This window comes from Frondihabitans sp. GW821-FHT04F02, assembly GCF_059420045.1.
Genome location: NZ_JBWKSZ010000001.1, coordinates 152,789 through 165,227, shown reverse-complemented (window position 1 = coordinate 165,227; position 12,439 = coordinate 152,789). Strand labels below are relative to the sequence as shown.

Genomic DNA, 12,439 nt, shown 5'->3' with positions numbered 1-12,439 from the left:
CGCCTCGTGCCGAAGGGGCATCGCTTCGCTCGCCCGACCGCCGGCGTCTAGCGCTCGGAGACCTGGCCGGCCTTGATGTAGAGGCGGCGCTCGGCCCGGCGAGCCACCGCCGAGTCGTGCGTCACGATCACCAGCGTCAGGCCGCGCTCCCGCCACACCCCCTCCAGCAGCGCCATGATCTCGTCGCGGGTCACCTCGTCGAGGGCTCCCGTCGGCTCGTCGGCGAGGAGCACGCGCGGCTTCTTCACGAGGGCTCGGGCGATCGCGACACGCTGCTGCTGGCCGCCGGAGAGCTCCGACGGCAGGTGCTCGGCCCGCTCCGCCAGGCCCACCGACTCGAGCGCGGCGGCCACCCGGGTGCGGCGCTCGTCTCGCGGCAGGGAGCTGTCGGCGAACGCGGTCTCGACGTTCTCGGCCGCCGACAGCGTCGGGATCAGGTTGAACCCCTGGAAGACGAATCCGATCTCGGTGGCGCGCGCCCGGGCGAGGGCCCCGTCGGAGGCCGTCGCGAGTTCCTGCGCCCCCAGCTTCACCGAGCCCGAGGTCGGCCGGTCGAGCGCGCCCAGCATCTGCAGCAGCGTCGACTTGCCGCCGCCGGTCGGGCCCTGCACGGCGACGAGCTGCCCGCGCGGGATCACCAGGTCGACGCCGCGCAGCGCCTCGACGGTGCGCTTCTTCTGCCGGTACGTCTTCGTCACGCCGGTGAGCGTGAACGCGGCGTCGGGGCCGCCGGTGGTCGTGGCGAGCGGGGTCGGGATGGTCGTGGTCATGAGGTCTCCTGGGGTGCGGCGAATCGGGGTGCGAAGGCGGGGCGGGCCATCGTGGTCGGGCTGGGCGAGACGCTCCCGCGGCCCTCGGCCGGAGCGGGCCCGGCCCGGCGCGACGTGCGTCTCACGCGACGCTCCGCAGCGCCTCGGCCGGTCGCAGGCGCGAGGCCCGCCATCCGCCGAAGGCGCCGGCGAGGAGTCCGCCGAGCACTGCCAAGCCTGCCGCGATGAGGATGATGCCCGCCGTCAGCGGGATCTGGAGCGCGATGTCGGTCGTCGTGCTCGCGGTGGACGCTCCCCCGGGGCCGCCGGCGCCGGGGCCGGAGGTCGACGCCGCGGCGGCGGTCGACAGGGTCGGGGCGATGACGTTGACGATGATGATCCCGGCGATGCCGACCGCGGCGCCGATGGCCCCGCCGATGAGGCCGTTGACCACCGACTCCCCGGCGACCTGGCGCACGATCCGGCCGTTCGACCAGCCGATCGCCTTGAGAGTGCCGAACTCGCGGGTGCGGCGGCTGACGCCGGAGACCGTGAACAGCACGGCGATGGCGAAGGCGGCGGCCAGGACGATCAGCGACAGCCACTTGCCGAGGTTCGACACCAGGTTCGAGACGGTCGAGAGCGAGCCCGAGATGCTCGAGGCCAGATCGGCCTCGGTCGAGACCGTCGCGCTGGGGAGGGCCTTCTCGATGGCGGTCTGGATGCTCGTGACGTCGGAGGCCGAGTCGGCCGAGACGGAGATGTCGGTGACCTTGCCGTCGAGGTCGGCGAGCGACTGCGCGGTGTCGAGCGGGATGTACGTGTCAGAGGCGGTGGCCGAGCTCGACGACGACGACGAGACGATCCCGACGACGGTGAACTTCTTTCCGCCGATGGTGAGGGTGTCGCCGACGGCCTTCTTCTCGGTGGTCGCGTAGGAGCTGTCGAGCACGACGTTCTTCGTGCCGTCGTCGCTCGCCTTCAGGTAGCGGCCGGAGTCGAGCGCCGTCGCCGACATCGGCCCCACGCTCGTGTCGGTCGTCGAGATGCCGGTGACGGTGAACGAGTCGACGCTGAAGCTGCTGGGGCCCGTGCCGGTGCTCGTGCTGCTGCTCGAGTCCGTGCCGCTTCCGGTGGCCGGAGCCTCGCCGGTGGTGCCGGAGCCGCTCGTGCCGCCGCTCGACGGCGCCGCTCCGATCGAGCCCGAGAACGAGCTGTTCGTGAGGCTCAGGGTCGCGGTGGCCGCCTTCACTCCCTCTACGGCCTCGACCGTGGCGAGCGACGACTCCTTGAGGCTCGACGTGCCCATCGCGAGCTGCAGGGTCGACTGCGACAGCTTGGTCTTGCTGCTCGACGAGCCGCTGGCGGAGTCGCCGGAGCCGAAGGCGAACTGCTGGCCGCCCGCTCCCGCGCCCCCGGCCGTGGCGGTCTTCGTCACAGTGATGTCGGTGCCGACGCCGTAGACCGACGAGAGCGCCGTCGACTGCGCGCTCTTCACCCCGGCCGAGACGCCGTTGACGATGATGACGAGCGCGATGGCCAGGGCCATGCCCATCGCGATGATGATGCTCTGCTTCTTGCGGTTGCCGAGCTCTCGGCGGAGGTAGGTGAAGAACATGCGGGCTCCTGTGGTCGGGGGTCCTGACGGTCGGACTCGCTCACGCTAGGAAGGCGCCCTGCCGGCCCGCCCTCAGCCTCCACAGGAACCGCCAAGAGAACGTAAGGGAACGCTATGGACGAGCGCGTTGCTCGAAGCCGATGCCTGCGAATCGCGTGTGCGTGCATGCACCGAGTGCATGGATGCACCTAGTGTGATGTCGTGATCACCGAGGCACCCGACCGTCGCGCCGCTCTGAAGGCGCGCCACCGCGCCGCCATCCTGGCCGCCGCGCGCGAGCTGGTCGACGAGAAGGGCGGCCCGCGGTTCAGCGTCGACGAGCTGGCCGAGCGCGCCGACGTCGCCCGTCGCACGGTGTTCAACCACTTCGCCTCGCTCGACGAGATCCTGCTCACCCTCTGCGACGACGCGCTCGAGGTCATCATCGAGGACTTCCTCGCGGTCGCCCGGGCCACCCCGGTCGGCGACGGCAGCCGCTCCGCCATGTTCGACGAGGTGGCGCAGATGCTGCGCACCGCCGACCTGCCGTCCGCAATCGCGTCGATCGGGCGGATCCTGGGCCCCCTCGACCCGATCGACTCCCGCGGCCGCGCCCTCAGCGACGCCGCCTTCGCGCGCGCGGCCGAGCGGCTGCTGCCCGAGGTGGCCTGCCGCAACCCGGGCGCCGACTCGCTCGACGCCGAGCTGCTCGTGAGCTCGCTGATGGGCGGCGTCATCGTCATCGCCAAGCACTGGGTCGTCATGACCGACGTGCGCCTCGACGACGGCACGCGAGCACAGTGGAGCGAGCTGCTCGGCCGCCTCATCGACACGGTCCGCACGGGCTACCACCACTAGACGTCTCACCCGGGGTTCACCGGCGCACCCCACCCGCACACCTCCACCACATCAACGCAGAAAGCCGAGATCAGCAGCATGGCCGGACTCCTCTACCGTCTCGGGCGCTTCTCCGCCCGCCGCCACTGGACCGTCATCGTCGCCTGGGTGGTGATCATCGCGCTGGCCGGCGTCGGCTTCTCGCTGTTCAAGGGCACTATCTCGTCGGCGATCAGCATTCCCGGCACGGCCACCGAGCAGGTGCAGAACGAGCTCTCGGACAAGTTCCCGAAGGCCTCGGGCGGCAGCGGCAGCATCGTCTTCGAGACGACATCGGGCAAGGCCTTCACCTCGGCCGAGAAGTCCGACATCAAGTCGTGGCTCGGCGAGGTCGCCGACATGAAGGGCGTCAAGTCGGCGACGAGCCCCTTCACGACGCAGGCGCAGCTCGAGGACGGCAAGCAGAAGATCGTCGACGGGCGCACGGCCATCGCCGACGGCCGCACCGAGCTGGCCGACGCGCAGGATCAGATCGACGCCGCGAAGCCGCAGCTCGAAGCCGCTCAGAAGCAGCTCGACGGAGCGGTCGCCGCGGCGAAGGCGAGTGGCAGCTACTCCGTCGCCAAGGCCCAGCTCGACGGCCAGCAGGCGATCCTCGACGGCCAGCAGAAGACGATCGACGCGAACCAGGCGAAGCTCGACGCCAGCAAGAAGAAGCTCGAGGCCCAGAGCACCACGCTCGAGCTCAACTCGCAGCTGCTCGACCTCTCGTCGAACATCCGCTTCGTCTCGAAAGACGGAACAAGCGCCGTCGGATCCATCCAGTTCACCACCGGTACGTACGAGGTCGACCCCGACCTGAAGACCTCGATCGTCGACAAGTCCGCCAAGGGCGTCGACGGGGTCCGCATCTACCCGACGAGCGACATCGCCCAGGGCGTGCCGAGCATCGTCGGGCCGGGCGAGGTCGTCGGCGTGATCGTCGCCGCCATCGTCCTGCTGATCATGCTGTCGACCATCATCGGCGCGGTGCTGCCGCTGCTCAGCGCCATCGTCGGCCTGGCCGCCTCTGTTCTCGGCGCCATGGCCTTCTCCGGCCTGGTCGAGTTCAACTCGGTCACCACCGTCCTCGGCATCATGCTGGGCCTCGCGGTCGGCATCGACTACTCGCTGTTCATCCTGAACCGGCATCGAAAGCAGCTGAAGCAGGGCATGGACGTCCACGAGTCGATCGGACTCGCGAACGGCACCTCCGGCAACGCCGTCGTCTTCGCCGGCTCGACCGTCATCGTCGCCCTCCTGGCTCTGAACGTCACCGGCATCCCCTTCCTCGGCCTGATGGGCACGGTCGGAGCCGTCGCGGTCGCCGTCGCGATCCTCGTCGCGATCTCGTTCACTCCGGCGATGCTGTCGCTCGTCGGCATGCGCATCCTCCGCAAGAAGGAGCGCGCCGCCATCGGCAACACGGCCTCCACCCGGGTGCCGAACGCGCCGATGAAGAGCTGGCGCGCCGTCGCCACCCTCGTGCTCGGCGTCGTGATCCTCGGCGTCATCGCCCTGCCCGCCATGCAGATGCGCCTCGGCCTGCCCGACGGCTCGTCGGAGGCCACCGACTCGAGCCAGTACAAGGCCTACAAGACCCTCGAGCGCGAGTTCGGCGCGGGGCAGAACAGCCCGCTCGTCGTCGTGGCCGACCTGCCCGCCAAGGCGACCGACGACGACCTACTGAAGCAGGAGATCACGATCGGGAAGGCCCTGACCTCGAACTCCGACGTGGCGGCCGTCGCCCCCATCGGCGCCTCGTCAGACGGAACCGTCGTGGCGTTCCAGGTCGTCCCCGAGGGCGGCCCGTCGAGCGAGTCGACCGAGACGCTCGTGCACTCGCTGCGCGACCTCTCGCCGCTCACGTCGGACGCCGGAGACATCACCCTCGGCGTCGCCGGCAACGCCAGCGCCAACATCGACGTGTCGGAGAAGCTCGCCAACGCGCTGCCGATCTACCTCGTGCTGGTCGTCGGGCTGTCGCTGCTGATCCTGATCCTGGTGTTCCGGTCGATCCTCGTGCCGCTGACCGCGACCGCCGGCTTCGTGCTGTCGCTGCTCGCGACCTTCGGCGCCCTGACGGCGGTGTACCAGTTCGGCTGGGCCAGCGCCCTGTTCGGCGTGCACGACCCCGCCCCGATCCTGAGCTTCCTGCCGGTCATCGAGGTCGGAGTGCTGTTCGGTCTCGCGATGGACTACCAGCTCTTCCTGGTCTCCGGCATGCGCGAGGCGTACGCCCACGGGGCACCCGCGAAGATCGCCGTCCAGCGCGGCCTCTCCGCCGGGCGACCGGTTGTCACGGCAGCCGCGATCATCATGATCTCGGTGTTCTCGGGCTTCATCTTCTCGGAGTCGTCGACCATCCGCCCCATCGGCTTCGGCTTGGCGTTCGGCGTGCTGCTCGACGCGTTCGTGGTGCGCATGCTGCTGATCCCGGCCGCGATGCACCTGCTCGGCAAGACGGCCTGGTGGTTTCCGAAGTGGCTCGACCGGATCGTGCCCGACGTCGACGTGGAGGGCGCGAAGCTCGAGCGCTCGCACCCCGCGCAGTAGGCCCGGCGGGGGTGGGTGCGGTTCCTGCGCCTGCTCCCCCGCTTCAACCCACGATCGGGACTGGGCACCACGAAACCTCGTGGTGCGCAGTCCCGATCGTGGTGTCGGGCGGTGTGGTCGCGGTGGGGAGTCCCGATTGTGGTGTCGCGCCGAGCCGGGCAGCCGCTAGTCGAGGGGGCGCAGCGCCGGGTGCTGGGCGAGCGCGTCGGCGCCGTGCGTCATGAACAGCGTCATCACCGCCAGGATCGGCGCGTCGATGCCCGACAGGCGCAGCGGCGGGATGCTCTCGAAACCGCAGACCAGAGTGCGCTCGGCGACCTCGGGGTAGACGGCCGTCATCGCGCCGTAGTGGAAGCTCAGCCACTGCCCCCGCACCAGGCAGAGCAGACGGTGGTTGGTGACGAGCACCCGGATGCCCTCGCGGTCGCGCCACTGCGTCGCAGCCAGAGCCTGGGCGGCGCGCTGGCGCGAGGCGTTGACCGCGCCCGTGACGACGAGGCCCGCGAGGATGAACGCGGGGCTGCCGAGCAGGAAGCTCCCTGTCGGCTGGTAGCCGGCGTCCTGCCCGTAGAAGCGCTCGTGCACGGCTTTCAGGTCGTAGAAGAAGACCTCGCCGGCCTCCGGCACGATCTCCCACGCGGAGATCGTCGGCGGAACCTCCTGATCGAGCAACGCGGCCCGCAGCCTCCTGGCCTCTGACCAGGCCGCGTCGGCGCCCGCCACGTCGGTGGCGTTGGGCGCGCCGAGAACGACCTCGGCTCCGGGCGCAGGAACTCCCGCCCCCGCCGTCGGAGCCTCCTGCCGCGCCGGCTTCGGCGCCCGCGACATCGCCCACCAGCGCCGGATCATTACGGCGATGACGAGCGCGACGACGACGCAGGCGAGAACGAGCACCCGGTTATCGTCGCACGCCCGGCCCCGAAAGCGGCCGATCCGCCGGTCAGAGCTGGTAGCCGCACACCTTCTCGAAGGAGGCGTCGGCGGTCTTGACGTCTTTGCTGTCGGCGACGACCTGGGCCGCGCCCTCGGTGAACCCGCTGTCGGAGAACGTCGTGTAGTCGGTCACCAGCACATCGAGCGACTCTGCGACATCCTGAGCCGACGACTTCACCTCGGCGTCGCCGACCGACTTCGCCGCATCGGCGATGTCGACGCTGAGGTGCTTCATGGCCGTCTCGTAGGCTGCGGGATCGGTCTTCGTGTCGGCGGTGTGCGCCTTCACCTCGACCTCGGATGCCTGCACGTGCCGCTTGATCGACTGGCACTCCGCCCCCTTCGAGACGGCCTTGACCGCGGCGACCGGCGAGCAGCCGACGAGGCCCCCGGTCACGACGGCAGCGAGAAGGAGCGCGGCGGCTGCGCGCGGGCGTGCGTTGTTCATGGTTCCCCCGGTGTGATGGTGCGATCTGCGACGACGGTACCAGCCTCCGAGTCGCACCGGACTCGGCGCGGTGCCGGTCGCGCCGAACACCGAACACCGGTAGGTTTGTTGCGAACGACAGCAAATGCTCGGCCCCGAGCAGCACCAGGCGGCCAGCACGACCCGCAGGAGCCCCATGCCCGACATCACCTGGACCGTCACGACGCAGGACCTCCCGTGGCAGACCCAGCCGGCCCCGGCATCGACGCCGATGGTGATCACGGCGATGACCGACTTCCCGAACGTGATCCTGAACCGGGAGCACACCGACCAGACGATGGAGGGCTTCGGCGTCTGCTTCAACGAGCTGGGGTGGACCGCCCTCGCGCGGCTGACCCCCGATGAGCGCGGCGGGATCCTGCGCCAGATGTTCTCCGGCGACGCCGACAGCGACTCCGCCCGATTCACGATCTGCCGCATGCCCATCGGCGCGAACGACTTCTCGACCGACTGGTACTCGTACGACGAGACGCCCGGCGACCTCGAGCTCGCCGACTTCAGCATCGACCACGACCGGTCGACGCTCGTGCCGTTCATCCAGGCCGCTCAGGTCGAGCAGCCGGCGCTCCGGCTGTGGGCGTCGCCGTGGAGCCCGCCGACCTGGATGAAGTCGACGGGCCACTACGCCGGCGCGAAGCCGTTCCCCGGCTCGGGCGTCGAGAACGGCATCGGCGACGAGCAGGTGGGCGCCGAGGGCACCGACATGTTCCGCCTCGAGCCGGAGTACCTCGACGCGTACGCCCGCTACTTCGCCCGGTTCGTCACGGCCTACGCCGCCGAGGGCATCGCGATCGAGATGGTGATGCCGCAGAACGAGTTCAACTCCGCGCAGGTGTTCCCGAGCTGCACGTGGACCCCCGACGGCCTCACGCGGTTCATCCGCGTGCTCGGGCCGGCGATGGCCGAGCTCGGGGTCGACGTCTTCTTCGGGACGCAGGAACGCGCGGCCACCCACCTGCTCACCGACGTCCTGGCCGACCCCGAGGCGTCGCGCTGGGTCAGGGGTGCGGGGTTCCAGTGGGCGGGCAAGGGCGCCATCGCCGAGATCCACCGCACCCGTCCGGAGCTCGCCGTCTACCAGACCGAGCAGGAGTGCGGCGACGGCCTCAACGACTGGCGCTTCGCCCGCCACACCTGGTCGCTGATGAAGCACTTCCTGAGCAACGGCGCCAGCGCCTACACGTACTGGAACCTCGCGCTCGACGAGGGCGGCGTCAGCCGCTGGGGCTGGGCGCAGAACTCGCTCGTCGTCGTCGATCCCGCGACCAGCACGTTCCGGTACACCCACGAGTACTGGCTGATGAAGCACCTCAGCGGGTTCGTGAAGCCCGGCGCCGTGCGCATCGAGGCGTTCAGCTGGTCGGGCTACGAGAACCAGCTGGCCTTCCAGAACCCCGACGGCAGCGTCGTGGTCGTCGTGCAGAACGACCTCGGCGACCCCCTGCCCTACAAGGTCGGCCTCGACGGCCAGGTGTTCGAGGCCCTGCTGCCGGCCGACTCGTTCTCGACCTTCACGATCGCGTAGCCCTCTCGCGCCCCCGCTAGGGTCGGAGGCGTGAGCTCACGCCCCGTCATCGCCATCGCCGGCCTCGCGACCGAGTCGTCGACGTTCTCGCCGGGCCGCACCACGGCCGAGGACTTCCACGCGCAGCGCGGCCACGAGGTCGTCGACTCGTGCGCCTTCCTCGCCGAGGGGCAGCCCCTGCGTGAGGCGGCCGAGTGGCACGGCGCCCTGCGCGGCAAGGCCCTCCCCGGCGGTGCCGTGCCGCGCGCCGACTACGAGCGTCTCGCCGACGAGCTCACCGCCCGGCTCGCCGAGCTGCCGCCACTCGACGGCCTCTACTTCGACATCCACGGCGCGATGAGCGTCGAGGGGCTCGACGACGTCGAGGCCGACCTGCTGCGCCGCATCCGGGCCGTCATCGGCGCGCGCCCGATCATCTCGACGTCGATGGACCTCCACGGCAACGTCTCTCGCGAGCTCGCCCACCAGACCGACCTGATCACCTGCTACCGCCTGGCCCCGCACGAAGACGCCGAGGAGACGCGCGAGCGGGCCGTCCGCAATCTCATCGAGCATCTCGCCTCACGACGACCGCGCCCGTTCAAGGCCTGGGTGCCGATCCCGGTGCTGCTGCCGGGCGAGAAGACGTCGACGCGCCTCGAGCCGGCTGCCTCCGTCTACGCGCGCGTGGCCGAGGTCGAGGCGCGCCCGGGTGTGCTCGACGCCGCGATCTGGGTCGGCTACGCGTGGGCCGACGAGCCGCGCAACCGGGCCGTCGCGATGGTCACGGGCACCGACGAGGCAGCGGTGGCCCAGGCGGCGCAGGAACTCGCCGCCGGGTTCTGGGCCGCCCGCGACCGCTTCGCCTTCGTCGCCCCCGCCGACACCCTCGACGGCGCGCTCGACCGGGCGCTGGCCTCGGCCGCCCGCCCCTTCGTCATCAGCGACTCCGGCGACAACCCGACCGCGGGCGGGTCGGGCGACATGAGCTGGGGCCTGACCCGGCTGCTCGCGCGACCCGAGTTCCGCTCTGACGACTCCCCCGTCGTGATCTACGCGTCGGTGCCGGGCGCCGCGGCCGTGGCGACGGCCGTCGAGGCCGGCGTCGGAGCGACAGTCGCAGTCACCGCGGGCGCCGAGGTCGACTTCGCGCACGCCGGGCCGGTCACGCTCACCGGCGTCGTCCACAGCATCCGCCACGGCGACCGCGACGCCGAGACCGAGGTCGTCGTGCGGGTCGGCTCGGTGTTCGCGATCCTGACCCGCAGGAGAAAGCCCTACCACCACGAGCACGACTTCACCGACCTCGACCTGGCGCCTCGCGACGCTGCGGTCGTCATCGTCAAGATCGGCTACCTCGAGCCGGAGCTGTTCGATCTGGCCGCCGACTGGATCCTCGCGCTCACGCCCGGCGGCGTCGATCAAGACCTGGTGCGGCTCGGCCACCGGCGCATCCGCCGGCCGATGTTCCCGTTCGACGCCGACGGCGGCGAGCCCGACCTCTCGGCGCGCTTCATCCCCGCGTCCACCGAGCCGCTCGACGGGATCGACGAATGAGCGCCGGGGCTCCACGAGAGACCGCCCGACCCGCCCTGGAGGTCGCCGTCTCGACGCCGGCGGGCGCTCGTGCGGCCGTCGCCGGCGGCGCCGACCGCGTCGAGCTCTGCTCCGCGCTCGAGCTCGGCGGCCTGACGCCGTCGCAGGGCCTGGTCGAGGCCGTGGTCGAGGTCGGGCTGCCGGTGCAGGTGCTGATCCGGTCGCGGCCCGGCGACTTCGTCTTCGACGACGACGAGGTGCGGCTGATGGAGCGCGAGCTGCGCGCCGCGGTGTCGTCCGGCGCGGCCGGCGTCGTGATCGGAGCGCTGACCGAGGCCGGAGCGCTCGATCTCGACGTGGTCGACCGGCTCGCGCGCGCGGCGCGCCACGCGCGCGACGACGTGGAGGTCACCGTGCACCGGGCTATCGACCAGTCCGCCGACCCGGTGGCCGCGGCGGCCTCGCTCGCCGGGCGCGGGATCGACCGGATCCTGAGCTCCGGAGGCGCGGCCCGGGCGGGCGACGGCGTGGCCGTGCTGCGGCGGATGGCGGCGGAGCCGGGCGCGCCGACGGTGATGGCCGGGGGCGGCGTGCGGGTGGGCGACGTGGCCGAGTTCCTGCGCGCGGGGATCACGGCCGTGCACGTGTCGGCCAAGCGGGCCGCACCGCGCCGCGGCGGCGCGTGGATCCCGCTCGGGGCCGGAGTCTCGGGCGAGGGCGCCGACACGCACTTCGTGACCGATCAGGGGATCGTCGAGGCTGTGCGCGTCGCGCTTGACGTCTGACGTCTTCGTCAGCCATCGGCGTTTTCGGGATTCTTCGAGCCGTTGACGCGTACAGACATCGGATGATTGGATGGTCGTACGACCTCCACCGAAAGGACCTCGCACCGTGGCGATGTTCAAGACCGACCCTGTCCGCCCGCCCGCCTACGCCGGTTTCGAGAAGCCGACGCCGGCCTGGTTCGAAGACGCGAAGCTCGGCATCTTCGTGCACTGGGGGCCGTACTCGGTCCCGGCCTGGGCTGAGCCGATCGGCGCCCTCGGCACGATCGACCCCGAGTACTGGAACATCCACAACCCGTACGCGGAGTGGTACTACAACACCGTCCGGATCGAGGGCAGCCCGGCCCATCAGCACCAGCAGGAGGCGTTCGGCGGCGCCGACTACGACGAGTTCATCGACCTGTGGAAGGCCGAGAACTTCGACGCCGACGCCGTCATGGCCCTCGTGAAGCAGACCGGGGCGGGCTACTTCGTGCCGACGACCAAGCACCACGACGGCGTGACCCTGTGGGACGCCCCGGGCACCGACGGCCGCAACACCGTGGCCCGCGGGCCGAAGCGCGACCTGGTCGGCGAGTTCCACGACGCGGCTGAGCGCGCCGGTGTCCGGTTCGGCGTCTACTACTCGGGCGGCCTCGACTGGCACTTCAGCGACCTGCCGCCCATCACCGGCAAGGACGACGACATCATGGTGAGCCGCCCCGTCGGCAAGGACTACGCCGACTACGCGTTCGACCACGTCGCCGACCTCATCGAGAAGTACGACCCCGAGGTGCTCTGGGGAGACATCGAGTGGCCCGACGCCGGGAAGCCCGACGGGCCGAAGAGCATGGCCGAGCTGTTCCGGCGCTTCTACGCCTCGCGGCCCGAGGGCGTGGCCAACGACCGCTGGGGCGAGACGCACTGGGACTACCGCACCTCGGAGTACGAGCTGGGCGCCTCGTCCGAGCACGGCACCTGGGAGAACAACCGCGGCGTCGGCTTCTCGTTCGGCCACAACCGGCTCGAAGACGAGTCGAACTCGCTGGACGGCCCCGGAGCCATCAGGTACTTTGTCGACGTCGTCTCGCGCGGCGGCAACCTCCTGCTGAACATCGGGCTCACCGCCTCGGGTGAGGTCACACCGCTGCAGCGCCGGGTGCTGACCGAGCTCGGCGCCTGGAACTCCGCCCACGGCGACGCGATCTTCGGCTCGCGCGCGCTGCCCGAGTCGGTCGCCACGCCGTCGGAGTCGCCGTGGACGCGCTGGACGGCCTCCGCCGACGGTACCACCGCCTACGCGATCGTCGATGCGCCGGCCGGCACGGTCGTGACGCTCGAGGTGAACGGCGCGACCCGCGAGGTGACGCTGCCGGAGCGCGACGAGGTCGGCCCCGCGGTCGTGGCACTCCCTCTCTCCGCCTGAGCGCCGGGTGG

Annotated in this window: 10 protein-coding genes; 6 read left to right on the top strand and 4 right to left on the bottom strand. The window is 71.0% G+C overall.

The window, feature by feature from the left end:
• Nucleotides 1-47 precede the first annotated feature (47 nt).
• Together AC07TY_RS00810 and AC07TY_RS00805 are read right to left on the bottom strand one after the other, a co-directional pair.
• Entirely contained in the window at nucleotides 48-770 is a 723-nt protein-coding gene (locus AC07TY_RS00810; protein WP_494784054.1) for an ABC transporter ATP-binding protein, read from the bottom strand.
• Between the two features lie 121 nt (nucleotides 771-891).
• The gene (locus AC07TY_RS00805) at nucleotides 892-2,367 is read right to left on the bottom strand and encodes an ABC transporter permease (protein ID WP_494784053.1); all 1,476 of its coding nucleotides are present in this window, start codon (nucleotides 2,365-2,367) and stop codon (nucleotides 892-894) included.
• A 201-nt stretch (nucleotides 2,368-2,568) separates the two neighbouring features.
• On the opposite strand from AC07TY_RS00805, the gene AC07TY_RS00800 reads away from it, so the two are divergent.
• Together AC07TY_RS00800 and AC07TY_RS00795 are read left to right on the top strand one after the other, a co-directional pair.
• Entirely contained in the window at nucleotides 2,569-3,204 is a 636-nt protein-coding gene (locus AC07TY_RS00800) for a TetR/AcrR family transcriptional regulator (protein WP_494784052.1), read from the top strand.
• Between the two features lie 78 nt (nucleotides 3,205-3,282).
• Entirely contained in the window at nucleotides 3,283-5,778 is a 2,496-nt protein-coding gene (locus AC07TY_RS00795) for an MMPL family transporter (protein WP_494784051.1), read from the top strand.
• Between the two features lie 165 nt (nucleotides 5,779-5,943).
• Here AC07TY_RS00795 and AC07TY_RS00790 read toward each other — a convergent pair whose 3' ends face one another.
• Together AC07TY_RS00790 and AC07TY_RS00785 are read right to left on the bottom strand one after the other, a co-directional pair.
• A complete protein-coding gene (locus tag AC07TY_RS00790) occupies nucleotides 5,944-6,672 on the bottom strand; it encodes a hypothetical protein (protein WP_123505017.1) in 729 nt (242 codons plus the stop codon).
• Nucleotides 6,673-6,718: 46 nt separating this feature from the next.
• A complete protein-coding gene (locus AC07TY_RS00785; RefSeq protein ID WP_494784050.1) occupies nucleotides 6,719-7,159 on the bottom strand; it encodes a hypothetical protein in 441 nt (146 codons plus the stop codon).
• A 175-nt stretch (nucleotides 7,160-7,334) separates the two neighbouring features.
• On the opposite strand from AC07TY_RS00785, the gene AC07TY_RS00780 reads away from it, so the two are divergent.
• The 4 genes from AC07TY_RS00780 (at nucleotide 7,335) to AC07TY_RS00765 (ending at nucleotide 12,428) form a co-directional block, all read left to right on the top strand.
• On the top strand, nucleotides 7,335-8,723 hold the full coding sequence (locus tag AC07TY_RS00780; protein ID WP_494784049.1) for a glycoside hydrolase family 30 protein: 1,389 nt from the start codon (nucleotides 7,335-7,337) through the stop codon (nucleotides 8,721-8,723).
• A 30-nt stretch (nucleotides 8,724-8,753) separates the two neighbouring features.
• Nucleotides 8,754-10,259, top strand: a complete 1,506-nt coding sequence (locus AC07TY_RS00775) for a M81 family metallopeptidase (RefSeq protein WP_494784048.1) — start codon at nucleotides 8,754-8,756, stop codon at nucleotides 10,257-10,259.
• Nucleotides 10,256-11,023, top strand: a complete 768-nt coding sequence (locus AC07TY_RS00770) for a copper homeostasis protein CutC (protein ID WP_494784047.1) — start codon at nucleotides 10,256-10,258, stop codon at nucleotides 11,021-11,023. The genes AC07TY_RS00775 and AC07TY_RS00770 overlap by 4 nt, the downstream gene beginning before the upstream one ends.
• A 112-nt stretch (nucleotides 11,024-11,135) precedes the next feature.
• Nucleotides 11,136-12,428, top strand: coding sequence for an alpha-L-fucosidase (locus AC07TY_RS00765; RefSeq protein ID WP_494784541.1), 1,293 nt, complete (start codon nucleotides 11,136-11,138; stop codon nucleotides 12,426-12,428).
• The last annotated feature ends 11 nt before the right edge of the window (nucleotides 12,429-12,439 follow it).

What these genes read in the sequence shown, in the direction of transcription:
- AC07TY_RS00810 (WP_494784054.1), bottom strand. Translation starts at nt 770, where the DNA reads ATGACCACGACCATCCCGACCCCGCTCGCCACGACCACCGGCGGCCCC.
- AC07TY_RS00805 (WP_494784053.1), bottom strand. Translation starts at nt 2,367, where the DNA reads ATGTTCTTCACCTACCTCCGCCGAGAGCTCGGCAACCGCAAGAAGCAG.
- AC07TY_RS00795 (WP_494784051.1), top strand. Translation starts at nt 3,283, where the DNA reads ATGGCCGGACTCCTCTACCGTCTCGGGCGCTTCTCCGCCCGCCGCCAC.
- AC07TY_RS00785 (WP_494784050.1), bottom strand. Translation starts at nt 7,159, where the DNA reads ATGAACAACGCACGCCCGCGCGCAGCCGCCGCGCTCCTTCTCGCTGCC.
- AC07TY_RS00780 (WP_494784049.1), top strand. Translation starts at nt 7,335, where the DNA reads ATGCCCGACATCACCTGGACCGTCACGACGCAGGACCTCCCGTGGCAG.
- AC07TY_RS00770 (WP_494784047.1), top strand. Translation starts at nt 10,256, where the DNA reads ATGAGCGCCGGGGCTCCACGAGAGACCGCCCGACCCGCCCTGGAGGTC.
- AC07TY_RS00765 (WP_494784541.1), top strand. Translation starts at nt 11,136, where the DNA reads ATGTTCAAGACCGACCCTGTCCGCCCGCCCGCCTACGCCGGTTTCGAG.